This window comes from Streptomyces formicae (genome assembly GCF_002556545.1).
GTDB classification, from domain to species: domain Bacteria; phylum Actinomycetota; class Actinomycetes; order Streptomycetales; family Streptomycetaceae; genus Streptomyces; species Streptomyces formicae_A.
This window is the reverse complement of record NZ_CP022685.1, coordinates 6,508,670-6,530,728: the sequence shown is the minus strand read 5'-3', so window position 1 is coordinate 6,530,728 and position 22,059 is coordinate 6,508,670. Positions and strand designations below refer to the sequence as shown.

The following is a 22,059-nucleotide window of genomic DNA, read 5'->3' as shown; positions in this document are numbered from 1 at the left end:
CGACCCGGCCACCCGTATGCATCTGGTATGCGCTGAACGGGTGGCCTTCAACCGCTACTCCTCGGTCGGAAGCGCGACTTCCTTCGCCGCGTCCGGTCCCTGTTCGAGCAGGACAGCGAAGCCTTCCTCGTTGAGAACCGGAACCTTCAGTTGCATGGCCTTGTCGTACTTCGATCCGGGGTTGTCCCCGACAACCACGAACGCGGTCTTCTTCGAAACGGAACCGGTGACCTTGGCGCCACGGCTCTGCAACGCCTCTTTCGCGCCATCCCGGGTGTGGTGCTCGAGCGTTCCGGTCACCACGACCGTGAGTCCCTCGAGGGGTCGGGGCCCCTCGTCCTCGCCGCTCGCCTCTTCCTCCATGCGGACGCCCGCCGCCCGCCACTTGCGCAGGATCTCGCGGTGCCACTCCTCGGCGAACCACTGTTTGACGGAGGCGGCGATGGTGCCGCCGACGCCCTCCACCACGGCCAGCTCCTCCTCCGTCGCCTGCTCGATGCGGTCGATGGACCGGAACTCGCGGGCGAGCGCCTCGGCGGCCACCGGTCCCACGTGCCGGATCGAGAGGCCCGTGAGGACGCGGGCGAGCGGCCGGTCCTTGGCCGCCGCGATGTTCTCCAGCATGGCGAGGGAGTTCTTCTTCGCCTCGCCCTTCTGGTTGGCGAAGAAGGTGACGACCTTCTCCTCGCCGGTCTTCGGGTCGCGCTTGGGCAGGCCGGAATCCTGGTCCAGGACGTACGACTTGATGGGGAGCAGTTCCTCGATCTTCAGGTCGAAGATGTCGCCCTCGTCGCGGATCGGCGGATCGGCGGGCTCCAGGGGCCTGGTGAGCGCGGCCGCCGCGACGTACCCGAAGTTCTCGATGTCCAGGCTCTTGCGGCCCGCCAGGTAGAAGAGACGTTCACGCAACTGGGCGGGGCACGTCTGGGCGTTGGGGCAGCGGAGGTCGATGTCGCCCTCCTTCATGGGCCGCAGCGGCGTACCGCACTCGGGGCACTCGGCGGGCATCACGAACTCCCGCTCGCTGCCGTCCCGCAGGTCCACGACGGGGCCGAGGATCTCCGGGATGACGTCGCCCGCCTTGCGCAGCACGACCGTGTCGCCGATGAAGACGCCCTTCTTCTTCACCACGTCCTGGTTGTGCAGGGTCGCGAACTCGACCTCGGAGCCCGCCACGGTGACGGGTTCCACCTGGGCGTACGGCGTGACGCGGCCGGTGCGGCCGACGCCCACGCGGATGTTGATGAGCTTGGTGTTGACCTCCTCGGGCGCGTACTTCCAGGCGATGGCCCAGCGCGGGGCGCGCGAGGTGGAGCCGAGGCGGCCCTGGAGCGGGATCTCGTCGAGCTTGACGACGACGCCGTCGATCTCGTGCGCCACGGAGTGGCGGTTCTCCCCGAAGTACGCGATGAAGTCGCGGACGCCCTGGAGGTCGTCGACCACCTTGTTGTGCTGGGCGGTGGGCAGGCCCCATTCGTGGAGCAGCTCGTAGGCGTGGCTGAGGCAGTCGATGTCGAAGCCCTCGCGGGCGCCGATGCCGTGCACGACCATGTGCAGCGGGCGCGTGGCCGTGATGCGCGGGTCCTTCTGGCGCAGCGAACCCGCCGCCGCGTTGCGCGGGTTGGCGAAGGGCTTGTCGCCCGCCTCCACCAGGCGGGCGTTCAGCTCCTCGAACTTCTCCATCGGGAAGAAGACCTCGCCGCGGATCTCGACGAGGGCGGGCACGCGGTCGCCTTCGAGGCGGTCGGGGATGTCGGCGATCGTGCGGACGTTGGGCGTGATGTCCTCGCCGGTGCGGCCGTCGCCGCGGGTCGCGGCGCGGGTCAGCTTGCCGTCCTCGTAGGTGAGGTTGACCGCGAGGCCGTCGACCTTCAGCTCGCACAGGAAGTGGTAGCCCGGCGAGCCGACGTCCTTGGCCACGCGGTCGGCCCAGGCGGCAAGCTCCTCGTCGTCGAAGGCGTTGTCCAGGGAGAGCATCCGCTCGCGGTGCTCGACCGAGGTGAACTCCGTCTCGTACGCGCCGGCGACCTTCTGGGTGGGCGAATCCGGCGTGCGCAGCTCCGGATACTCCTCCTCCAGGGCTTCGAGAGAACGCAGGAGCTTGTCGAACTCGGCGTCGCTGACGACCGGTTGGTCCTTCACGTAGTACCGGAAGCGGTGCTCCTCGATCTGTTCGGCCAGCTGGGCGTGCTGATCCCGTGCCTCGGCGGGCACAGAGCCTTGCTGTTCGACAGCCACCGTTACGTCCTCCCGTTACGTCATACCCAATTACTCAGGGTTGTCCGCGAGTGATCTCGCCGCCTTGACGCAGTGGGCGAGCGCCGCGCGCGCGTACGCGGGAGAAGCTCCCGCGAGACCGCACGACGGAGTGATGACGACCGACTCCGCGAGTGATCCCGGATCCAGCCCCAGCCTGCGCCACAGCGTCCTGACACCCATGACGCTACCGGCAGGGTCTGACAATCCGCCGTCCACGCCGGGCACGACACCGGCGAAGAGCTTCGTACCCCCCTCGACCGCCTCACCGATCACCTCGTCGTCACGCTCGGTGAGCAGCGAGAAGTCGAAGGAGATCGCGTCGGCCCCGGCGCGGCGCAGCAGCGCGAACGGCACGTCGGGCGCGCAGGAGTGGACCACCGCCGCGGCGTCGCCCCGCACGGCGAGGACGTCCCGCAGCGTGCTCTCCACGAGCTGGCGGTCCACGGCGCAGTGGGTGCGGTACTCGCTGGCGGTCCTGACCTGCCCGCGCAGCACGGCGATCAGCGACGGCTCGTCGAGCTGGAGGACCACCCGCGCCCCCGGCACCCGGCGCCGGACGTCGGCGAGGTGCGCGCGCAGCCCGTCGGCGAGCGAGGCCGCGAGGTCACGGCAGGCGCCGGGGTCGGAGAGCGCGGCCTCGCCGTTCTTGAGTTCGAGGGCGGCGGCGAGCGTCCACGGCCCCACGGCCTGGACCTTGAGCGGGCCCTCGTACCCCTGGGTGAACTCCTCCAGGGCGTCGAGGTCCTCGCCGAGCCAGGCCCTCGCCCGCCGCGTGTCGCGGCCCGGCCGGTCGCCGATCCGCCAGCCGCTGGGCTCCACGCGCGCGTAGAGCTCGGTCAGCAGTCCCGCGGTGCGGCCGATCATGTCGGCGCCCGGCCCGCGCGCGGGCAGTTCCGCGAGGTGGGCAATGCCCTGCTCGGGGCTCTCGAAGCTGCCCGTGACGGTCTTCGCGGCCTCGCGCGCGTCGCCGCCCGGCATGGACCCGACGCCGGTCGCCGGGCCCCAACGGAACTCGCTCATCGTCCCGGCCGCACCGTCAGGTCGTTGACCTCGGCGTCGCGCGGCAGGTCCAGGGCCATGACGATGGTCGTGGCGACCGACTCGGGGTCGATCCAGCGGGACGCGTCGTACTCCTGGCCCTGCTGCTGGTGGACCTTGACCTGCATGGCGCTCGCCGTGCGGCCCGGGTAGACGGAGGTGACCCGGACGCCGTTCGCGTGCTCCTCCTGGCGCAGCGAGTCGGCGAGCGCCTTCAGGCCGTGCTTGGAGGCGGCGTACGCGGACCACTCGGGGCTCGCGCTGAGGCCCGCGCCGGAGTTGACGAAGACCACGTGCCCCTGGGCGAGCCGGAGTTGGGGCAGGAAGTGCCGGGTCAGCTCGGCGGGTGCGATGAGGTTGACGTTGAGCTGGTGGCGCCAGGCCTTGGGGGTCAGCTCGCCGACCGGGCCGAGGTCGACGACGCCCGCGATGTGCAGCAGGGAGTCGACCTGGGAGGGCAGCGACTGGTGGCCGAAGGCCCAGGAGAGCTTGTCGGGGTCGGAGAGGTCGCCGACGAGGGTGCCCGCGCCGGGGAACTGGGCGGCGAGCTCCTTGGCGCGGCCCGCGTCGCGCGCGTGCAGGACCAGGTCGTCGCCGCGTGCGTGGAGGCGGCGGGCGACGGCCGCGCCGATGCCGGAGCCCGCCCCGGTGATCACATGTGTTGCCATACCCGCCATGCTCGCATCACTGGGTGCCGAGCGATTCCTCCAGGTACGCGAGGGCGCCCACCGGCTCCTCGGCGAAGAAGACGAGGTCGGTCAGCGGCAGGGGCAGGAAGCCCTCGTCCTCCATGCGGCGGAACTGCTCCTTGAGGCCGTCGTAGAACCCGGCGGAGTTCAGCAGGACGACGGGCTTGGTGTGCTTGCCGTGCTTCTTCAGCTCCAGGATCTCGGTGGCCTCGTCGAGGGTCCCGGTGCCGCCCACCATGATCACGACGGCGTCGGCCTTCTCCAGGAGGAGGGCCTTGCGCTCGGCGAGGTCACGCGCGATCACCATCTCGTGGGGCGCGGCGACCTGCCTGGCCTTCGCCGCGAGGAAGTCCACGGAGATGCCCACGAGCCCGCCGCCCGCCGCGTCGACGCCGTCCGCCACGACCTTCATCAGACCGCTCTCGGAGCCGCCCCAGACCAGCGTGTGGCCGCCCTTGCCGAGCAGTTCGGCGAATTCTCGGGCGGGGCGCGTGTAGCGCTCGTCGAGGTCGGCGGCGGAGAGGAAGACGCAGATGTTCATGCGCCCACGGTACGTTCCGTCTCTGACAGCACTCGTCGAGGAGGGCACCCGTGACCCAAGGACACCGGATCACCATCGAGCAGGGCACCGACCACGTGCGCGTGGTGCGCGACGGGCAGGTCGTGGCGGAGAGCGGGCGTCCGCTGCTGCTGCGCGAGACGGGCTGCCCGGTGCGCCACTACCTGCCTCCGGAGGACGTGCGCACCGAGCTGCTGACCGCGTCCGACACCACCACGTACTGCCCGTTCAAGGGCACGGCCTCGTACTGGTCGCTGCCGGGCGCGGCCGACGCGGTGTGGGCCTACCCCGACCCGAAGCCGGACGTGGCCGCGATCAAGGACCACTTCTGCTTCTACGAGGTGGAGGTCATCGCGTCGCCGTGAACGTCCTGCGGTAGGCGGCGGGCGAGACGCCGAGTACGGCACGCATGTGCTGGCGCAGGGAGTTGCCGGTGCCGAATCCCGCGCGGTGGGCCACCACGTCGACGGGCAGGTCGCTCGACTCCAGGAGCGTCCTCGCCAGTTCGAGGCGCTGGCCGGTGAGCCAGCGCCCGGGCGGCATCCCCACCTCCTCCTGGAAGCGCCGTGTGAAGGTGCGCAGGCTCATGCGCGCGTGCCCCGCCAACTCCCCCAGGGACAGCGGCTCCTGGAGCCTTTCGAGGGCCCACGCGCGCGTGGCGGCCGTGGTGGCGAGCGTCGGCTCGGGGACGGGCCGCTCGATGTACTGGGCCTGGCCGCCGTCGCGCCAGGGCGGTACGACGCACTGCCGGGCGACGTGGTTGGCGACGGCGGAGCCGTGGTCGCGGCGCACCAGGTGCAGGCAGAGGTCGATGCCGGCGGCCACGCCCGCCGCGGTCAGCACGTCGCCGTCGTCCACGAAGAGCACGTCCGCGTCGACCTTGATCCTGGGGAAGGACCGCTGGAAGTCCTCGGCGACGTGCCAGTGCGTCGTCGCGGGGCGCCCGTCGAGCAGGCCGAGGGCGGCCAGGACGTACGAGGCGTTGCAGAACGAGACGATCCTGGTGCCGGGACCGATCCTGCCGAGCGCGGCGGCCACCGGCTCGGGCAGCTCGTCGCCCGCCATCCCCTCGTCGAAGTCCCGGGTCGGCGGGATCACCACGGTGTCCGCCCGCTCCAGGGCCTCGGGGCCGTGCTCGGCCGACACCGTGAAGCCGGAGTCCGTGCGCACCGGGCGCCCGTCGACCGTGCAGACGACGACGTCGTAGAGCGGCCGCTGCCGCTCGTCCCGCGCGGTGCCGAAGACCCGCGAGGGGATGCCCAGCTCGAAGGCGTAGACGCCGTCGAGGGCGAGGACGGCCACCCGGTGTGTGCCACTGCGCTCCATGGCCGAATCCTGTCACATCATGGCCAAACTGCCAGCACAAAGATCGGCCGGGGCGACGCACTCTGGGCCGAGCAGCCGTTCTCGGCGGCTCTTGGAGAAGCTGGAAGAGGAAGACCATGAAGATGCGTGCCGTCAGCCCCCTCGCCTGGGGCGCCCCCGAAAACCTGGTGCCCGTGGAGGTCGAGCGGCCCTCGCCCGGACTGACCGAGATCCTGGTCAGGGTGCACGCGGCGGGCGTCAATCCCGTCGACTGGAAGACCCGCGCCGAGGGCGCCTTCGGCACCTGGGGCGACACCCCGATCCTCGGTTACGACGTGTCGGGCGTCGTCGAGGAGGTCGGCCCCGGAGTGACCCTGTACCGGCCCGGCGACGAGGTGTTCGGCATGCCGCGCTTCCCGGAACAGACCGGCGGATACGCGGAGTTCGTCGCGGCACCCGCCCGTCGCTTCGCGCCCAAGCCGCGCGGCGTGGACCACGTGGCGGCCGCCGCGCTGCCGCTGGCGGCGCTCACCGCCTGGCAGGGGCTCGTCGAGACGGCGGGGCTGCGGGCCGGGCAGCGGGTCCTGATCCACGCCGCGGCCGGGGGCGTCGGCCACCTCGCCGTACAGATCGCCAAGGCGCACGGCGCGTACGTCATCGGGACCGCCCGCGAGGAGAAGCACGCGTTCCTGCGCGGCCTTGGCGCGGACGAGGTCGTCGACTACACGCGCGTGGACTTCACCGAGGCGGTCCGCGACGTGGACATCGTCCTGGACGGCGTGGGCGGCGCGTACGGCGAGCGCTCCCTGGACGTGCTGCGCCGCGGCGGCCACCTGGTGACCCTGCCCGACCCCGGCGGCCTGCCGGACCCCGTGCGGGCCGCGGAGCTCGGCGTACACACGGGCTGGACGGTCGTCGAGCCGGACCGCCTGGGCCTCCTGGAGATCGCGCGCCTGGTCGACGAGGGGAAGCTCCGCGTCGAGATCGACACGGTGCTGCCCCTGGAGGAGGCCGCCAAGGCGCACGCGCACGGCGAGCTGGGCCGCACCCAGGGCAAGATCGTGCTCCGGGTGGCGTGACGACGGCCTGCCGGACGGCCTTGCTACACCGCCGCCGTCGCCCGCTCCGTAGTGGCGATCGTCGCCGAGCCGACCACGCGCGTGCCGTCGTAGAGCACGATCGCCTGGCCGGGGGCCACGCCGCGCACGGGCTCGTCGAAGGAGACGTTCAGCGTCCCGTCGACGAGCTCGGCGGTCACCTCCGTCTCGCCGCCGTGCGCCCGCAGCTGGGCCGTGTACGTGCCGGGTCCGGTGGGCGCGAGGCCGCACCAGCGGGGCTTGATCGCGGTCAGGCCCGTCACGTCCAGGGCGGCGGCGGGGCCGACCGTCACGGTGTTGTCCACCGGGGAGATGTCCAGGACGTAGCGCGGCTTGCCGTCGGGGGCCGGGGTGCCGATCCGCAGGCCCTTGCGCTGGCCGATCGTGTAGCCGTACGCCCCCTCGTGGCTGCCGAGGACCGCCCCCGACTCGTCCACGATGTCGCCCTCCGCCTTGCCGAGGCGGTCCGCGAGGAAGCCCTGGGTGTCACCGTCGGCGATGAAGCAGATGTCGTGGCTGTCGGGCTTCTTGGCGACGGCGAGGCCGCGCAGCTCGGCCTCCGCGCGGATCTCCTCCTTGGTGGTGAGCGTGTCACCGAGGGGGAACATCGCGTGGGCCAGCTGCCGCTCGTCGAGCACCCCGAGGACGTAGCTCTGGTCCTTGGCCATGTCGGAGGCGCGGTGCAGCTCGCGCGTGCCGTCGTCGTTCACGACGACCGTCGCGTAGTGGCCGGTGACGACCGCGTCGAAGCCGAGGGCGAGGGCCTTGTCGAGCAGCGCGGCGAACTTGATCTTCTCGTTGCAGCGCAGGCACGGGTTGGGCGTGCGGCCCGCCTCGTACTCCGCGACGAAGTCCTCGACCACGTCCTCGCGGAACCGCTCGGCGAGGTCCCACACGTAGAACGGGATGCCGATGACGTCGGCGGCGCGGCGGGCGTCGCGCGAGTCCTCGATGGTGCAACAGCCCCGGGCGCCCGTGCGGAACGATTGCGGGTTCGCCGAGAGTGCGAGGTGCACTCCTGTCACGTCGTGTCCGGCTTCGGCGGCACGGGCGGCGGCGACGGCGGAGTCCACGCCGCCGGACATGGCGGCCAGGACACGGAGGGGGCGCTGGGCACGCTGCGGGGTCTCGGTCAAAGTCATAGCTCTAACAGGGTACGGGCCCGCGGGAACCGGATGCCCGTGAGTAAGCGTTGACGATCACATGGGGGAAGAAACCGAGGGCGCGGGGCAGCAGCCGGAGCGGCGGGGCATCGACCGGCGGACGCTGCTGATCGGCGGCGCCGCGGCGGCCGTCGGCACCGCGGTGCTCGCCAGGGACGAGCTGGGCAGGCTGTGGTGGCGGATGCCCGGCGTGGTCAAGCGGCGCAAGGAGGGCGAGGTGGACGCGCGGGGCGCGCAGTGGGTCGCCGCGTCGGACTACAACTGGCGGCGCGCGGACCGCCCGGACGACTACACGATCGACCGCGTCGTCATCCACGTGGTCCAGGGCAGCTACCGAACGGCGCTGCGCGTCTTCCAGGACCCGGCGCACGGCGCGGCCGCGCACTACGTGGTGCGCGCCGACGGGCACGTGGCGCAGATGATCCGCGAGCTGGACGTGGCGTTCCACGCGGGCAACAAGAGCTACAACGAACGCAGCGTCGGCATCGAGCACGAGGGCTTCGTCGACCGGAAGTCGTCGTTCACCGACGCGATGTACGCGGGCTCCGCGAGGCTCACCGCGGGGATATGCGAGCGGTACGACATCCCGGTGGACCGGGAGCACATCGTCGGCCATGTGGAGGTTCCCGGCACGGACCACACGGACCCCGGGCCGCACTGGGACTGGGACCGCTACATGCGCCTCGTGCGGCGGGAGCGGGAGCGGTTGGACCGCAAGGAGAAGAAGCCTGCCCGCGCCGGGGCGCGCGCTCCGGGGGCTTCGCCCCCGGGCCCCCAGTCCTCAATCGCCGGACGGGTTGATTCTTCGCGCGGACGGGCTTGATTCCTCAGCTCAGTCCCGCCGACCGCGCCCGCTCCACCGCCGGGCCGATCGCCGCCGCCACCGCGTCCACGTCCGCCTTCGTCGAGGTGTGGCCGAGGGAGAAGCGCAGCGTGCCGCGTGCCAGGTCGGGATCGGTGCCCGTGGCGAGCAGGACGTGGCTCGGCTGGGCCACGCCCGCCGTGCATGCCGAGCCCGTGGAGCACTCGATGCCCTGCGCGTCGAGCAGCAGCAGGAGCGAGTCCCCCTCGCAGCCGGGGAAGGTGAAGTGCGCGTTGGCGGCGAGGCGGCCCGCCGGAGAGGGGTCGCCGCCGAGGATCGCCTCGGGGACCGTCGAGCTGACGGCGGCCACCAGGTCGTCGCGGAGCGCCCCGATCTCGGCCGCGAACCGCTCGCGGTGCGCGGCGGCGTGCTCGCCCGCGACGGCGAACGAGGCGATGGCGGGCACGTCGAGCGTCCCTGAGCGCACGTGCCGCTCCTGGCCGCCGCCGTGCAGCACGGGCACGGGGCTGTACTCGCGGCCCAGCAGCAGCGCGCCGATGCCGTAGGGGCCGCCGATCTTGTGGCCGGAGACGGTCATCGCGGCGAGCCCCGATGCGGCGAAGTCGACGGGGAGCTGGCCGTACGCCTGCACGGCGTCGGCGTGCAGCGGCACGCCGAACTCGGCGGCGACGTCGGCCAGTTCACGGACCGGCTGGATCGTGCCGATCTCGTTGTTGGCCCACATGACGGTGGCGAGGGCGACGTCGTCGGGGTTGCGTTCGATCGCCGCGCGCAGGGCGTCGGGGTGCACGCGGCCGTAGCGGTCGACCGGCAGGTATTCGACGGTGGCGCCCTCATGCTCGCCGAGCCAGTGCACGGCGTCGAGGACGGCGTGGTGCTCGACGGGACTGGACAGGACGCGGGTGCGGGCCGGTTCCGCGTCGCGGCGGGCCCAGTACAGGCCCTTCACCGCGAGGTTGTCGGCCTCGGTGCCGCCCGAGGTGAAGACCACCTCGCTGGGGCGGGCGCCGAGCGAGGCGGCGAGCGTCTCGCGGGCCTCCTCGACGGTACGCCGCGCTCGGCGCCCCGCCGCGTGCAGCGAGGAGGCGTTGCCTGTGACGGCGATCTGCGCGGTCAGCGCCGCGATCGCCTCCGGAAGCATCGGGGTGGTCGCTGCGTGGTCGAGGTAGGCCATGGTGCGCACGATTCTACGAGCCGTGCGGGGTCCGACGACCCGGTGGTATCAGCCTGCGAGACTCCAGGACACGGTGTTGTCCATGGAGACGAGTGCGGCGAGCACGACGAGGTCGGCCACGCCGAGCCCGAGACCGAGCAACGCGCGGCCCCTGCGGGTGGTGCCGCGCCACAGGGCCAGGCCCGCGAGGACGATCGCGACCGGGCCGAGGAAGAGGTTGAGGACGAGCAGTCCGAGCAGGCCGAGCACGAAGGAGGCGACGGCCATCCCGTCGGCGTCCCGCCTGCCGACGGGGCGGCCCGGGGTGACTTCACCGGTGGCTTCCACGGTGCGTTCAGTGGCGCGATCAGCGATGAGTGCCATGGTGCGACTCCTGAGAGGTGGAGGTGTCGTACGGATCAGTGGTGGCGCGCCCGGCGCTCGCGGATCGCGAAGACCGTGAGCCAGACGCCGATGACGGCGGCGGCGACGAGGGTGACCGGCAGCGGGGCGTGGGCCACGGAACCCATGGCGACACCCAGCAGCAGGAGGGCGGCGACAAGGAAGAGCATGAGATCAGATCCCTCTCAATTCGGTGAACGCTTGTGGTAACAACTGTTCACTGACTGGAGAGTCTACTCCTTCCCCGGCTTCCAAAACTCGGAGAACAGCTGTTAACTGAATGGCATGAGTCACATCCCGCTCGGCACCCGGCAGGCCCAGAAGCAGAAGACCCGCCAGGCCCTCCTCGAAGCGGCCCTCGGCCTCCTGGAGGAGCAGAGCCTGAGCAGCCTGGGCCTGCGCGAGGTCACCCGCGCCGTGGGCGTCGCCCCCACCGCCTTCTACCGGCACTTCCGCGACACCGCCGACCTGGGCGTGGCCCTGGTCGAGGAGGCGCTCGACAGCCTGCACACGACGCTCGGCACGCTCCTGGCGACCACGGGCGACGGCGAGGAACGCATCTCCGCCACCGTGGAGTTGATCGCCGCGTACGTCGGGACGCACCCGGCGCACGTCCGCTTCATCGCCCGCGAGCGGCACGGCGGCGTCCAGTCCGTGCGGGCGGCGATCGGCGACCAACTCGCCCTGTTCGCGCGGGAGGTGAGCGACCAGTTCACCAAGGAGCCGGAGTCGGCGGGCTGGAGCGAGGACGACCTGCTGATGCTCGCGGGGATGTACGTCGACCACATGGTGATGACCGCGTCGGCGTTCCTGGAGGCGCCGCCCGGCACCGAGGAAAGCGTGGCGAACACCGCGCGCCGCCAGTTGCGCCTGGTGAGCCTGGGCCGCGCGCACTGGCTCGACGGCCGCTAGCCTCGACTCCACGGTAATGGGCAATTAGCCTCTACGCTCATGACAACCGCCCGTGAGAACCACGAGACCCGCGAGAACTGGGTCCTCGACCACAGCTTCGACAGCTCGTCCGGAACCGTCCGCTGGGCCGCGCTCGGCCCGGCCGACGCGCCGCCCGTCGTCCTGGTCCACGGCACCCCCTTCTCCTCGTACGTCTGGCGGGGCACCGCCCGCGCCCTCGCCCGCGAACACCGCGTCTACGCATGGGACCTGGCCGGATACGGCGCCTCCGAGATGCGCGCGGGGCAGGACGTCTCGCTCGCCGCGCAGGCCCGCGTGTTCACCGAACTGCTCGCCCACTGGGGCCTCGACGAACCCGCCGTCCTCGCCCACGACTTCGGCGGCTGCGTCAGCCTGCGCGCCCACCTGCTGCACGGCGCCCGCTACGAACGGCTCGCCCTCGTCGACCCGGTGGCGCTCGCCCCCTGGGGCTCCCCCACCTACCGGCTGCTCGGGGCGCACGCCGAGGTCTTCGGGCAGCTGCCGCCCGCCCTGCACGAGGCGCTCGTCCGCGAGTACGTGGGGTCCGCGAGCCACCGGGGACTGCACCCCGCCGTGCTCGACCGGCTCGTGGCGCCCTGGTGCACCGAGGAGGGCAGGCCCGCCTTCTACCGGCAGATCGAGCAGAACGACCAGCGCTACACCGACGAGATCCAGTCCAGGTACGGCGAGTTGGACCTGCCCGTGCTGATCTGCTGGGGCACGGACGACACCTGGATCCCCGTGGCGCGCGGCCACGAGCTCGCCGGGGCGATCCCCGGCGCCGAGCTGCGGCTCATCGAGGGCGCGGGACATCTCGTACAGGAGGACGCGCCCGCCGAACTCACGGGCGAGCTCAGCCGTTTCCTGCGGGCCCGGAGTCCTCGGGAGGCCCGTACAGCGCGGTGACGGCGGCGGCGGCGCGGGCGAGTTCCGCGCGGATCTCCGGCGGTGAGAGCACCTCCACGTGGTCGGTGAACGGCAGCAGCATCTTGGTCGAGCCCGGATGGCCGAATTCGAGCCGGACGGTGATCCACTCGCTGCTGCCGTCGTCGTCGGGCTGCTCCACGAGCGTGTTGCCGTTGATGCGCAGGAACTGGTCGAAACGGGTCCTGCGCACCCGGGCGGTCACCGCGATGCCGCCGGGCCGCTCCTCGACCTGGCGCTTCAACGCGGCCCAGACGTCGGCGAGATCGACCCCCGGGCGGCGGCGCACCGGCGCGTCCGTGAGCGTCGCGGAGCGGACCCGGTCGGCGCGGAAGAGCCGCGGCTCCCCGCGCCGGTCGGCGACCAGGTACCAGACGCCCGCCTTGGAGACGAGGCCGTAGGGGTCGACGGTGTACGTCCTCGGCTCCGCTTCCCCGCCGTGCCGGTAGCGAAGGCGCAGTCGCCGGTCGGCGAAGACGGCGTCCTGGAGCGTCTCCAGGTCGACGACGGGCCCAGGACCCCGCATCCAGCGCGAGGCGTCCACCAGGATGCGGCGGCTGGTCAACTCGGCGGCGGGGCGGTGCGGTTCGGGCAGCGCGGCCATGACCTTGCGCAGCGCGGAGCCGAGCGCCGCGTCCAGGCCGAGGGCGGCGTGCGTGCCCTCGGCGGCGAGGATGAACAGCGCCCGCGACTCGTCGGCGGTCAGGCCCGTCACGTCCGTACGGAACCCGGCGAGCAGTTCGATGCCGCCGTGCCGTCCCCGCTCGGCGTAGACCGGCACGCCCGAGGCGGACAGCGCCTCGACGTCCCGGTAGATCGTGCGGACGGAGACTTCGAGCCGCTCGGCGAGCTCGTGCGCGGGCACCCGCCCACGGGTCTGGAGCAGCAGCAGGATCGAGAGCAGCCGGTCGGACTTCACCCGCCCAAGGATCCCTCAGGGCGCTCCGCCCGGCCTCGCGGGCCCTACGACTTCAGCGCCCGCGCCAGCTGCCGCGACTGCGCCACCAGGCGCCCGGCGCTGTCCCAGACCTCCGCGTCCTCCTCCAGGAAGCCGCCCGCGAGGTTCCGCGTGGTGATCGAGACGCGCACCGGGCCCGGAGCCGGGCGGCAGCGGATGTGCACCGTCAGCTCCACGGTCGGCACCCAGCCCATCAGGCCCAGTTCGAAGGCGGTCGGCGGCAGCGCGTCGACCGCGAGGAGCAGGGAGAGCGGGTCGGCGTCACGGCCGTCGGCGAGGCCGAACCAGCCCCGCATCTCCCCCTTGCCGGACGGCTGGCCGAGCGCCCAGCCGAGCGTCGCCGGGTCGAGCTTGAGGAAGAGCCGCTCGGCGATGGGCGAGCCGCCGGGCACCGGTCCTTCGCCGGGGGCGTCCTCCGCGCCGAAGCAGTGCTCGACCGGCGGGATCGCGGGCGGTTCCGCCGTCGTGCGGACATCGTCGGGGAGGGCGTCGAGGTCGCCGTAGGAGGCGAGCACGCGGATCCGCTCGACCTCGCGGCCCTCGTCGTCGTACTGGAAGAGCGACGCCTGCCCGGTGGAGAGCGAGCGGCCGTCGCGCACCACGTCCGTGCGGATCACGGCCGGTCCCGGGCGGGAGGCGGTGAGGTAGTGCGCGGAGACGGTGAACGGGTCCGAGTGCGGCAGGGTGTCGGCGAGCGCGCGGCCGACGACGGCCAGGAGATAGCCGCCGTTGACGGCGCCGAAGATCGTCCACCCGGCGGAGAGCTCGGTGTCGTGGACGCCGGGCTCCCGCCGGACGACGGCGGTGTCGCGGTCGAACTCGCTGTCGCCGATGCGCGCGGGCACCGTGCCGGACGCCGATGCGGAAAGGGATGCTGCCGTTGCCATGCCAGCAACGTACAACACGAAACTACTGAGCGGTAGCTTTTTCTGCCGAGGCCCCGGGCGCCACCCCGCCGTCCCGCCGCCCGGGAGCCCAGGCAGCCCGAGCCACCCGGCTAAGGCGTCTCCTCGACCTCCGCCTCCACCGCCGTCGACCGCCGGTTCCAGGCCCTCGGCGCCCGCCAGTGGTAGTGCAGCGCGAGCAGCCGCAGGACGAACGCCGTCACCACGGCGAGGCCGCTGGTGAAGGCCGTCAGCATCTCGAAGCGGATGCACAGGGCGACCATCGTCGCGCCCACGATGGCGGGGACCGCGTACAGATCGCGGTCCCAGCGGACCAGCGAGGGCACCTCGTTGGCGACGATGTCGCGCAGCACGCCGCCGCCCACCGCGGTCATCAGGCCGAGAGCCGCCGACGCGGTGAGGCCGAGGCCGTAGTCGTACGCCTTGGTCGTGCCCGCGACACAGAAGAGGCCGAGCCCCGCCGCGTCGAAGACGTTCACCGCGAGCTGGGTGCGCTCCACCTCCGGGTGCAGGAAGAAGACCAGGAGGGCCGCGAACAGCGGGGTGATGAAGTAGCCGAGGTCGGTGAAGGCGGCCGGCGGGACCGCCCCGATCACCAGGTCCCTGAAGAGGCCGCCGCCCAGCGCGGTGACCTCGGCGAGGACGGCGATGCCGAAGACGTCGAAGTTCTTGCGCACGGCGAGCAGCGCGCCGGAGATCGCGAAGACGAAGATCCCCACGATGTCGAGCGCGTGCTGGACAGAGGGCGTGAACAGATCCTGGAGCACGCGCCATTCTTACCCGCGCGCGGCACGGCACCGCCGCCGCCTTCGCCGGGAGTTGAGACTTTCCCGTCACAGGGCCCGTGATCCCAAGGGCCCTCATCGGGAAAGTCCCCAAAAGCACTTCAATGAGAACGTTGAAGGAAGTGATTTTGGAACGACGGCGAATGGGGTGCGGGAATGAAGTTCGTCCTTGAGGTCGACATGGGTGAGGCGGCCTTCGAGGGGAAGGCCGCCGATGAGCTGGGGCGGATCCTGCGGTACTGGGGCGGCAACCTGCGGCACTACGCCCTGGAGCCCGGTGCCGGTGAGACGGTGTACGACTCCGGCTACCGCGAGGTCGGCGGCTGGCGCGTCACCGCGAAGGAAGCGCCGGCTTCCCCTTCGTGAAGAGCCAGGTGGTGAAGAGATCGTCGAGCTGCTCGCCGGAGATCTTCTCGGCGAGCCGCACGAAGTCCGCGGTGCTCGCGTTGCCGTACCGGTGTTCCTTCACCCAGGTCCGCAGCAGCTTGAAGAAGTCCTTGTCGCCGATGCGCTCCCTGAGCGCCTGGAGCGTCATCGCGCCGCGCTGGTAGACGGCCGAGGCGAACATGGTGTCGCGCTGCGGGTCGCCGACGGTGATCTGCCAGAAGGCCGAGTCGGCGGGGCGCGAGTTGTAGCTCGCGCGGAAGGCGTCATGGGCGCTCTGGGTGCCCTTGTGCTCGCTCCACAGCCACTGGGAATAGGTCGCGAAGCCCTCGTTGAGCCAGATGTTGTTCCAGGACTCGGGCGACACGGAGTCGCCGAACCACTGGTGGGCCAGCTCGTGGGCGATGGTCGACTCGCTGCGGATCGCGGAGTACACCGGCTTGGTCTGGGTCTCCAGGGAGAAGCCCGCCTGCGGCATGTCGTCGACGATCGCGCCGGTCTCCTCGAAGGGGTAGGGGCCGAAGAGCTTCGACCAGTAGTCGGTGACCTCGGCCGTGACGCCGTACACGTCGACGTTGTTGCTGTTCTCCAGGACGGGGTCGATGGCGACGTAGATCGGGGTCCCGCCCGGGGTCGTGCCCTTCTTCACGTCGAACTTGCCGATGGTGGCGGTCGCCAGGTAGGTCGCCATGGGCTTGGTGGAGCGCCAGTGCGCGACGCTCTGGCCGCCCTTGTCGTACGTCCCCACCAGGCGGCCGTTGGAGACCGAGGTCAGGCCCTTGGGCGCCTTGATGCGGATGTCGAAGGCGGCCTTGTCCGAGGGGTGGTCGCTGGAGGGGAACCAGGTGGAGGCGGCGTTCGGCTCGCAGGCCACGAAGACGCCGTCGTCGGTCTTCATCCAGCCGTAGTCGGAGCCGAAGACGATGGGTCCGGTGAGCGCTTCGGGTACGCCGCCGTAGGTGACCGTCACCGTGAAGTTCTTGTTCTTGCGCAGGGCGTCGCGCGGCGTGATCCGGATCTCGTCGCCGGTGCGCGTGAACGGGGCGCGTCTGCCGTTCACCTCGATCCGGGTGACCGTCAGCTTCTGGAGGTCCAGGTCGAAGGAGGAGAGGTTCTCGGTGGCGCGCGCGGTGATCGTGGTGCGGCCGTCGAGGCGGTCGGTGTCGGGGTTGTAGGCGATGTCGAGACCGTAGTGGCCGACGTCGAAGCCGCCGTTGCCGAGCTGGGGGAAGTACGGATCGCCGACGCCGTCGGAGCCGGGGTGGGGCGCGGGGGCCGCGGCGATCAGACAGAAGGAGAGCGCCGCGGTCGCGAGCGCTCCCAGACGTGCCGAACGGGAGAGTGCCATGAGTCTTCCCTTCGAACGCGTTCCGATGGGGTGTCCGAGGAGACGGACACGCAGACTCTGCACTCTCCCGCTAGGGCATGTACATGACCCAGGACGCGTACTTTGTCCGGGTCAACTTGCCTTATTCGTCAGTCGACTTCTGACCCTTGTCCTTCGAAGCCTCACCCTTGTCGGCGTCCGGCTCCGGCTTCGCCGTGACCTCCGCGGCCGTCTCCTCCGCCTTGGGCACCACCGTCACCACGTCGATCGCCTCCTTGGCGACCTGGAGCAGCTTGGTGTCCTGCGGAGCCTGGTCCTCGGCGTTCTCCGGGTGGTGGCACGCCACCTGGTGCCCGGTGCCGAGCGTGAGGAGCGGCGGCTCCTTCGTCTTGCAGATCTCCGTCGCCTTCCAGCACCGCGTGTGGAAGCGGCAGCCGGTGGGCGGGTCGATCGGCGAGGGCACGTCGCCGCGGAGCAGGATGCGCTCGCTCTTGGCGCCGCGCCGCCGCGGGTCGGGCACCGGCACCGCGGAGAGCAGCGCCTTGGTGTACGGGTGCATCGGCGTGGAGTAGAGGTCCTTGCGGTCCGCGAGCTCCACGATCTTGCCGAGGTACATCACCGCGATGCGGTCCGACACGTGCCGGATGACCGAGAGGTCGTGCGCGATGATCACGTACGTCAGGCCGAGCTCGTCCTGGAGGTCGTCGAGCAGGTTGACCACCTGGGCCTGGATGGACACGTCGAGCGCGGAGACCGGCTCGTCGGCCACGACCAGCTTGGGCCGCAGCGCCAGCGCCCGCGCGATCCCGATGCGCTGGCGCTGACCGCCGGAGAACTCGTGCGGATACCGGTTGTAGTGCTCGGGGTTGAGCCCGACGCGCTCCAGCATCTCCTGCACGGTCTTCTTCACGCCGCCCTCGGGCTTGACGCCCTGGAGCTTGAAGGGCGCGCCGACGATCGTGCCGATGGTGTGCCGGGGGTTCAGCGAGGAGTACGGGTCCTGGAAGATCATCTGCACGTCGCGGCGCAGCGGACGCATCCCGCTGGTGTTCAGGTGCGTGATGTCCGTGCCCTCGAACTCGACGCGGCCACCGGTCGGTTCGAGCAGGCGCGTGATGAGCCGCCCCATCGTCGACTTGCCACAGCCGGACTCGCCGACCACGCCGAGCGTCTCGCCGGGGCGTACGTCGAAGGAGAGCCCGTCGACCGCCTGCACCGCCGCCACCTGACGCTGGAGCAGCCCCTTCTTGATGGGGAAGTGCTTCACCAGGCCGTCGACCTTGAGCAGCGGCTCTGGCGAGCCCTTCGTCTGCGCCGGGATCGTCATCTCACGGCCCTTCACGTCGTCTTTCACAGCTTCGGCGCAATCTCTTCGGTCCAGATCCGGGTGCGCTCTTCCTGCCCCATGTGACAGGCGGTGTAGTGCCCCGCGGCCACCTCGCGCAGTTCCGGGCGCTCCTTGCGGGTGATCTGGTCCTTGGGGATGTCCGCGTAGGGGCAGCGCGGGTTGAAGGCGCAGCCGCTCGGCAGGTTGATCAGGCTGGGCGGGGAGCCCTTGACCGGGATCAGCCGCTCGGTCTCCTCGCGGTCGATGCGCGGCATCGAGCCCAACAGGCCCCAGGTGTAGGGGTGCTGGGGTTCGTAGAAGACCTTCTCCGACGTGCCGCGCTCGACGCACCGGCCGCCGTACATGACCAGGAGCTCGTCCGCCATCTCGGCGACCACGCCCAGGTCGTGCGTGATCATGATGACGGCGGAGCCGAACTCCTTCTGCAGGTCCCGGATGAGGTCGAGGATCTGCGCCTGGACGGTCACGTCCAGGGCGGTGGTCGGCTCGTCCGCGATGAGCAGCTCGGGGTTGTTCACCAGCGCCATCGCGATCATCGCGCGCTGGCGCATGCCGCCGGAGAACTCGTGCGGGTAGGAGTCGACGCGCTTGTCCGGCTGGGGGATCCCGACCCGGTCGAGCATCTCGACCGCCCGCTTGCGGGCGGTCTTCTTGTCGACGTCGTTGTGGACCCGGTACGCCTCGGTGATCTGCTTGCCGATGGAGTAGTACGGGTGCAGCGCGGAGAGCGGGTCCTGGAAGATCATCGCCATCTCGCGGCCGCGCAGCTTGCGCACCTCGTCCGGCGGCGAGCTCAGCAGCTCCTTGCCGTCCAGCCAGATCTCACCGGAGATCCGGGCCCGGCGGGCGCCGTACTGGCCCGCGGTGTGCAGGCCGAGGATGCCGAGCGAGGTGACCGACTTGCCGGAGCCCGACTCGCCCACGATGCCGAGGGTCTTGCCCTTCTCCAGCTGGAAGCTGAGCCCGTCGACGGACTTGACCAGGCCGTCGTCGGTCGGGAAGTGCACCTTGAGGTCGCGCACCTCGAGGAAGGCGGTGGGAGCGGGCGAGTCCGCGGCGACGGGTTCGCCCACCGCTGCTCCGCTCTTGGACAGTTCGGTCATCCCAGCCTCACTCGCGGGTCGATGACGGCGTACATAAGGTCGACGACGAGGTTGGCCACGGCGATCGCGAGCGCCGCGCACAGGGTCACGCCGAGAATGACGGGCAGGTCCTTGCTGCTGATGGCCCTGACCGCTTCGAGGCCGAGCCCCGGCAGGTTGAACGTGGACTCGGTGAGCACGGCGCCGCCCATCAGGACACCGAGGTCGAGTCCGAAGACGGTGAGGATCGGCGTCATCGCGGAACGCAGCGCGTGCTTGCGGATGACGGTGGCCTCGCCGAGACCCTTGGCGCGGGCGGTGCGGATGTAGTCCTCGCCGAGCACTTCGAGCATGGTGGCTCTGGTGAGGCGGGCGTACATGGCCGCGTTGAGGAAGGCGAGGACGATCCACGGCAGGATCAGGGTCTGGAGCCAGACCCCTGGTGAGTCGTCGGTACTGAGGCTGTCCGCGATCTTCACCCAGCCGAGCTGGTGGACGAAGATGCCCATCGCGATCATGCCGGTGAAGAAGACGGGGAGCGAGACGCCGCCGAGGGCGGTGGTCATCGCGGCACGGTCCCAGATGGAACCCCGCTTGAGCGCGGAGACCACACCGGTGGCGACACCGGCGACGAGCCACAGGACACAGGCACCGGCGGCGAGCGCGCCGGTGACGGGCAGCGCGTCCTTGAGGGTCTCCCAGACGGGCGCCTCGGTGCGGAAGGAGTAGCCGAAGCAGGGCGCGGGGCAGTGCGTGACGTCACTTCCGTTGACGTAGTCGCGCCCCATCGGGATGCCCTTGATGAAGTCCCAGAACTGGACGAGAAGTGGATCGTCCAGTCCGAGTTTGGTCCGGATGCCTTCGATCTGCTCGGCTCCGGTGGCCTTGCCGGCGAAGAGGACGGCGATGTCCTGTCCCGCCCACTTGGGCAGCATGAAGAAGACGGTGAAGGTCGCGAGCAGTACGACCAGCACCATGATGATTACGGCGATCAGGCGCCGGATGAGATAAGCAAGCACTGTGCGCGGCCCGGCGGTGACCGGGACCCCCTTGTGAGGGGTCCCGGTCATCGCCCGGGGCCATCACCTGCCCTTCGGACTGGCGGGATTCGGCGGCGATGTGACGGTCAATCAACTACTGGTACTGCGGGGGCAGTTACTTGACGACGCCGAGCGAGACGTAGTCGTAGCGGCCGTTGTACGCGTCGGACATGTAGGCGTTGGTGAGCCTCGAACCGCGCCAGGTGATGTTCTTCTCGTAGAGGAAGGGCATCCAGTCGGCCTGGTCCAGGATCCGCTTGTCGAGCTCCTTGTAGACCTCGCCCGCCTTGACCGGGTCGGTCTCGGCGATCGCCTTGTCGAAGAGCCCGTCGATCTTCTTGTCCTTGATCTGGGACTCGTTGTAGTTACCGGTCGGGTTCAGGAAGCGGCTGTCGAACAGCGGCTGCGCGTAACCCTGGCCCGACGGGAAGTCGGGGCCCCAGCCGCTCATCGTCATGCCGTAGCCGCGCTTCTTCACGACGGAGGGCGAGCCGGTGATGCTGGAGGTGTCGGCACCGTCGAGGGCGTCGACGTCGACCTTGATGTTGGCCTTCGCGAGCTGGGCCTGGAGCGCCTCGGCGGCGTCGACCTCACCCGGGTTGTTGTTGCGCGCGGTGAGCTTGGTGCTGAAGCCGTTCGGCATCTTGCACTGCTTCAGCTCGTCCTTGGCCTTGGCCAGGTCCGGCTTGCCCTTGCGCTTGAGGACGCCGTACGGGTCGTAGTCGCTGTGACCGGGGATCGCCACCGGGAAGGTGCTGTTGGCGATGTCACCGGCCGCGACCTTGCCGCCGCGGGTCTGCTGCAGGCTCGCGAAGTCCGTGGCGTAGAAGACGGCCTTGCGGCAGTGCTCGTTGTCGAACGGCTTCGCGGTGTGGATCAGCGCGACGTAGCGCACGAAGGACGTGTGCATGTTGTCGACGTTGGCACGGTGGTCCGAGACCGCGGTGACGCGGCCGGACTGGGTCATGCCCGTGCCGTTGAGGTCGACGTCGAAGTCGCCCTCCATCAGCTTCTTGTCGTTCTCCTCCAGGTTGGCGGAGATCGTCACGTCGATCTTGTCCGGCAGCGCGGCGCGGATCGGGTCCGAGGACTTCTTCCACTTGTCGTTGCGGACCAGCACGATCTTCTTGTTGGACTTGTACGTCTGGAACTTGTACGGGCCCGCGGAGAAGGGTCGCTGCGTGTACTTGGCCTTCGTGTCCTTGGACTCCTTCACCGGCGAACCGGTGGGCATGGCCAGGAACTGCTCGAAGTCACCGTTGCGCTTGGGCAGCTTGAAGATGATCGTCTGGTCGTCGGGCGTCTCGATCGCCTTCAGACCGCCCTTGTCCTTGTACGGCCCCTTGTACTCCTTCTTGGGGTCGAGCGTCTGGCGGATGTAGCCGGGACCACCGGTGATGGTGTCCGTCGCCCAGGCGCGCTCGATGCCGTACTTGACGTCCTTGGAGGTCAGCTTGGAGCCGTCCTCCCAGGTGAGACCGTCACGCAGCTTGTACGTGTAGGTCTTGCCGTCGTCGGAGATCTTCGCGGTGGAGGTGGCGAGGTCCGGGACCAGCTTCGTACCCGCCTTGCCCGGCTTGGTGTCGTAGGACACCAGCTGGCGCGTGTAGAAGCGCATGAAGTCCCACGACATGCCGTAGTAGGCACGCTGGGGGTCGGCGGAGTCCAGGTCCTGCTTGCCGACCATCTTCAGCGTCCCCCCCTTCTTCTTGGACGCGTTGGCGACCTTGTTGAGCGCCGCGTTGTAACCGGCACCCTTACCGCCGTCACCGTCACCGTCACCGCTGCCGCAGGCCGTGGTGGTCACCAGCGCCGCGACGACGAGGGCCGCACCAGCGGTGAGCCGTCGTTTCGAGGAAACTGTGGGCATTTTCTCGTAACCTCC

Annotated in this window: 23 protein-coding genes; 6 read left to right on the top strand and 17 right to left on the bottom strand. The window is 70.5% G+C overall.

What is annotated here, in order from left to right:
• Window positions 1–54: 54 nt before the first annotated feature.
• From ligA to KY5_RS28690, 4 genes are read right to left on the bottom strand one after another with little or no spacing between them, the layout of a single operon-like run.
• Window positions 55–2,238: an NAD-dependent DNA ligase LigA gene (ligA, locus tag KY5_RS28705; protein WP_098244938.1), complete on the bottom strand. Its 2,184-nt coding sequence runs from the start codon at window positions 2,236–2,238 to the stop codon at window positions 55–57.
• Between the two features lie 30 nt (window positions 2,239–2,268).
• Window positions 2,269–3,279, bottom strand: a complete 1,011-nt coding sequence (locus KY5_RS28700; RefSeq protein ID WP_098244937.1) for a methionine synthase — start codon at window positions 3,277–3,279, stop codon at window positions 2,269–2,271.
• Entirely contained in the window at window positions 3,276–3,974 is a 699-nt protein-coding gene (locus KY5_RS28695) for an SDR family oxidoreductase (protein ID WP_098244936.1), read from the bottom strand. Before KY5_RS28695 ends, KY5_RS28700 begins: the two co-directional genes overlap by 4 nt.
• 7 nt (window positions 3,975–3,981) lie before the next feature.
• A complete protein-coding gene (locus KY5_RS28690) occupies window positions 3,982–4,527 on the bottom strand; it encodes a TIGR00730 family Rossman fold protein (protein ID WP_098244935.1) in 546 nt (181 codons plus the stop codon).
• A gap of 50 nt (window positions 4,528–4,577) precedes the next feature.
• On the opposite strand from KY5_RS28690, the gene KY5_RS28685 reads away from it, so the two are divergent.
• Window positions 4,578–4,910: a DUF427 domain-containing protein gene (locus KY5_RS28685; protein WP_098244934.1), complete on the top strand. Its 333-nt coding sequence runs from the start codon at window positions 4,578–4,580 to the stop codon at window positions 4,908–4,910.
• On the opposite strand, the gene KY5_RS28680 is transcribed toward KY5_RS28685, so the two are convergent.
• Window positions 4,894–5,871, bottom strand: coding sequence for a GlxA family transcriptional regulator (locus tag KY5_RS28680; protein ID WP_098244933.1), 978 nt, complete (start codon window positions 5,869–5,871; stop codon window positions 4,894–4,896). The two genes, KY5_RS28685 and KY5_RS28680, sit on opposite strands and share 17 nt — an antisense overlap.
• 122 nt (window positions 5,872–5,993) lie before the next feature.
• Here KY5_RS28680 and KY5_RS28675 point away from each other — a divergent pair, with 122 nt between their 5' ends.
• The gene (locus tag KY5_RS28675; protein ID WP_098247534.1) at window positions 5,994–6,929 is read left to right on the top strand and encodes an NADP-dependent oxidoreductase; all 936 of its coding nucleotides are present in this window, start codon (window positions 5,994–5,996) and stop codon (window positions 6,927–6,929) included.
• A 23-nt stretch (window positions 6,930–6,952) separates the two neighbouring features.
• On the opposite strand, the gene mnmA is transcribed toward KY5_RS28675, so the two are convergent.
• The gene (gene mnmA / locus KY5_RS28670) at window positions 6,953–8,083 is read right to left on the bottom strand and encodes a tRNA 2-thiouridine(34) synthase MnmA (RefSeq protein ID WP_098247533.1); all 1,131 of its coding nucleotides are present in this window, start codon (window positions 8,081–8,083) and stop codon (window positions 6,953–6,955) included.
• Window positions 8,084–8,150: 67 nt separating this feature from the next.
• On the opposite strand from mnmA, the gene KY5_RS28665 reads away from it, so the two are divergent.
• Entirely contained in the window at window positions 8,151–8,933 is a 783-nt protein-coding gene (locus tag KY5_RS28665; RefSeq protein ID WP_098244932.1) for an N-acetylmuramoyl-L-alanine amidase, read from the top strand.
• A gap of 4 nt (window positions 8,934–8,937) precedes the next feature.
• On the opposite strand, the gene KY5_RS28660 is transcribed toward KY5_RS28665, so the two are convergent.
• The 3 genes from KY5_RS28660 to KY5_RS42270 form a co-directional block, all read right to left on the bottom strand.
• Window positions 8,938–10,107 (bottom strand): cysteine desulfurase family protein, encoded by a 1,170-nt coding sequence (locus KY5_RS28660; RefSeq protein ID WP_098244931.1) that lies wholly within the window; start codon window positions 10,105–10,107, stop codon window positions 8,938–8,940.
• Window positions 10,108–10,155: 48 nt separating this feature from the next.
• Window positions 10,156–10,374 (bottom strand): DUF4190 domain-containing protein, encoded by a 219-nt coding sequence (locus KY5_RS28655; protein ID WP_098247532.1) that lies wholly within the window; start codon window positions 10,372–10,374, stop codon window positions 10,156–10,158.
• A gap of 131 nt (window positions 10,375–10,505) precedes the next feature.
• Entirely contained in the window at window positions 10,506–10,658 is a 153-nt protein-coding gene (locus KY5_RS42270; protein ID WP_098244930.1) for a hypothetical protein, read from the bottom strand.
• 115 nt (window positions 10,659–10,773) lie between these two features.
• On the opposite strand from KY5_RS42270, the gene KY5_RS28645 reads away from it, so the two are divergent.
• Both KY5_RS28645 and KY5_RS28640 read left to right on the top strand, forming a co-directional pair.
• Window positions 10,774–11,400, top strand: a complete 627-nt coding sequence (locus tag KY5_RS28645) for a TetR family transcriptional regulator (RefSeq protein ID WP_098244929.1) — start codon at window positions 10,774–10,776, stop codon at window positions 11,398–11,400.
• Window positions 11,401–11,439: 39 nt separating this feature from the next.
• Window positions 11,440–12,327, top strand: coding sequence for an alpha/beta fold hydrolase (locus KY5_RS28640; RefSeq protein ID WP_098244928.1), 888 nt, complete (start codon window positions 11,440–11,442; stop codon window positions 12,325–12,327).
• Here the strand turns inward: KY5_RS28640 and KY5_RS28635 are convergent.
• The 3 genes from KY5_RS28635 to KY5_RS28625 form a co-directional block, all read right to left on the bottom strand.
• Window positions 12,275–13,264 carry a helix-turn-helix transcriptional regulator gene (locus KY5_RS28635; protein WP_098244927.1) on the bottom strand — a complete coding sequence of 330 codons (990 nt, stop codon included), beginning with the start codon at window positions 13,262–13,264 and terminating at the stop codon, window positions 12,275–12,277. The two genes, KY5_RS28640 and KY5_RS28635, sit on opposite strands and share 53 nt — an antisense overlap.
• Window positions 13,265–13,308: 44 nt before the next feature.
• Complete coding sequence (locus tag KY5_RS28630; RefSeq protein WP_098244926.1) at window positions 13,309–14,190, bottom strand: thioesterase family protein; 882 nt, start codon at window positions 14,188–14,190, stop codon at window positions 13,309–13,311.
• A gap of 110 nt (window positions 14,191–14,300) precedes the next feature.
• Window positions 14,301–14,975 carry a trimeric intracellular cation channel family protein gene (locus tag KY5_RS28625; RefSeq protein WP_098244925.1) on the bottom strand — a complete coding sequence of 225 codons (675 nt, stop codon included), beginning with the start codon at window positions 14,973–14,975 and terminating at the stop codon, window positions 14,301–14,303.
• 174 nt (window positions 14,976–15,149) lie between these two features.
• On the opposite strand from KY5_RS28625, the gene KY5_RS28620 reads away from it, so the two are divergent.
• A complete protein-coding gene (locus KY5_RS28620) occupies window positions 15,150–15,359 on the top strand; it encodes a hypothetical protein (RefSeq protein ID WP_098244924.1) in 210 nt (69 codons plus the stop codon).
• Here KY5_RS28620 and KY5_RS28615 read toward each other — a convergent pair.
• From KY5_RS28615 to KY5_RS28595, 5 genes are all read right to left on the bottom strand, one after another.
• A complete protein-coding gene (locus KY5_RS28615) occupies window positions 15,325–16,725 on the bottom strand; it encodes a M1 family metallopeptidase (protein WP_098244923.1) in 1,401 nt (466 codons plus the stop codon). The two genes, KY5_RS28620 and KY5_RS28615, sit on opposite strands and share 35 nt — an antisense overlap.
• 121 nt (window positions 16,726–16,846) lie before the next feature.
• Window positions 16,847–18,031: an ABC transporter ATP-binding protein gene (locus tag KY5_RS28610; protein WP_098247530.1), complete on the bottom strand. Its 1,185-nt coding sequence runs from the start codon at window positions 18,029–18,031 to the stop codon at window positions 16,847–16,849.
• 23 nt (window positions 18,032–18,054) lie between these two features.
• Window positions 18,055–19,155, bottom strand: a complete 1,101-nt coding sequence (locus tag KY5_RS28605; RefSeq protein ID WP_098244922.1) for an ABC transporter ATP-binding protein — start codon at window positions 19,153–19,155, stop codon at window positions 18,055–18,057.
• Window positions 19,152–20,153 (bottom strand): ABC transporter permease, encoded by a 1,002-nt coding sequence (locus tag KY5_RS28600; protein ID WP_098247531.1) that lies wholly within the window; start codon window positions 20,151–20,153, stop codon window positions 19,152–19,154. Before KY5_RS28600 ends, KY5_RS28605 begins: the two co-directional genes overlap by 4 nt.
• Before the next feature lie 136 nt (window positions 20,154–20,289).
• Window positions 20,290–22,044 carry an ABC transporter substrate-binding protein gene (locus tag KY5_RS28595; protein WP_098244921.1) on the bottom strand — a complete coding sequence of 585 codons (1,755 nt, stop codon included), beginning with the start codon at window positions 22,042–22,044 and terminating at the stop codon, window positions 20,290–20,292.
• Window positions 22,045–22,059: the final 15 nt, after the last annotated feature.

What these genes read in the sequence shown, in the direction of transcription:
- KY5_RS42270 (WP_098244930.1), bottom strand. Translation starts at nt 10,658, where the DNA reads ATGCTCTTCCTTGTCGCCGCCCTCCTGCTGCTGGGTGTCGCCATGGGT.
- KY5_RS28595 (WP_098244921.1), bottom strand. Translation starts at nt 22,044, where the DNA reads ATGCCCACAGTTTCCTCGAAACGACGGCTCACCGCTGGTGCGGCCCTC.
- KY5_RS28610 (WP_098247530.1), bottom strand. Translation starts at nt 18,031, where the DNA reads ATGACGATCCCGGCGCAGACGAAGGGCTCGCCAGAGCCGCTGCTCAAG.
- KY5_RS28675 (WP_098247534.1), top strand. Translation starts at nt 5,994, where the DNA reads ATGCGTGCCGTCAGCCCCCTCGCCTGGGGCGCCCCCGAAAACCTGGTG.
- KY5_RS28700 (WP_098244937.1), bottom strand. Translation starts at nt 3,279, where the DNA reads ATGAGCGAGTTCCGTTGGGGCCCGGCGACCGGCGTCGGGTCCATGCCG.
- KY5_RS28695 (WP_098244936.1), bottom strand. Translation starts at nt 3,974, where the DNA reads ATGGCGGGTATGGCAACACATGTGATCACCGGGGCGGGCTCCGGCATC.
- KY5_RS28680 (WP_098244933.1), bottom strand. Translation starts at nt 5,871, where the DNA reads ATGGAGCGCAGTGGCACACACCGGGTGGCCGTCCTCGCCCTCGACGGC.
- KY5_RS28640 (WP_098244928.1), top strand. Translation starts at nt 11,440, where the DNA reads ATGACAACCGCCCGTGAGAACCACGAGACCCGCGAGAACTGGGTCCTC.
- KY5_RS28660 (WP_098244931.1), bottom strand. Translation starts at nt 10,107, where the DNA reads ATGGCCTACCTCGACCACGCAGCGACCACCCCGATGCTTCCGGAGGCG.
- KY5_RS28620 (WP_098244924.1), top strand. Translation starts at nt 15,150, where the DNA reads ATGAAGTTCGTCCTTGAGGTCGACATGGGTGAGGCGGCCTTCGAGGGG.
- KY5_RS28690 (WP_098244935.1), bottom strand. Translation starts at nt 4,527, where the DNA reads ATGAACATCTGCGTCTTCCTCTCCGCCGCCGACCTCGACGAGCGCTAC.
- KY5_RS28605 (WP_098244922.1), bottom strand. Translation starts at nt 19,155, where the DNA reads ATGACCGAACTGTCCAAGAGCGGAGCAGCGGTGGGCGAACCCGTCGCC.
- KY5_RS28630 (WP_098244926.1), bottom strand. Translation starts at nt 14,190, where the DNA reads ATGGCAACGGCAGCATCCCTTTCCGCATCGGCGTCCGGCACGGTGCCC.
- KY5_RS28655 (WP_098247532.1), bottom strand. Translation starts at nt 10,374, where the DNA reads ATGGCCGTCGCCTCCTTCGTGCTCGGCCTGCTCGGACTGCTCGTCCTC.
- KY5_RS28615 (WP_098244923.1), bottom strand. Translation starts at nt 16,725, where the DNA reads ATGGCACTCTCCCGTTCGGCACGTCTGGGAGCGCTCGCGACCGCGGCG.
- KY5_RS28665 (WP_098244932.1), top strand. Translation starts at nt 8,151, where the DNA reads ATGGGGGAAGAAACCGAGGGCGCGGGGCAGCAGCCGGAGCGGCGGGGC.
- KY5_RS28645 (WP_098244929.1), top strand. Translation starts at nt 10,774, where the DNA reads ATGAGTCACATCCCGCTCGGCACCCGGCAGGCCCAGAAGCAGAAGACC.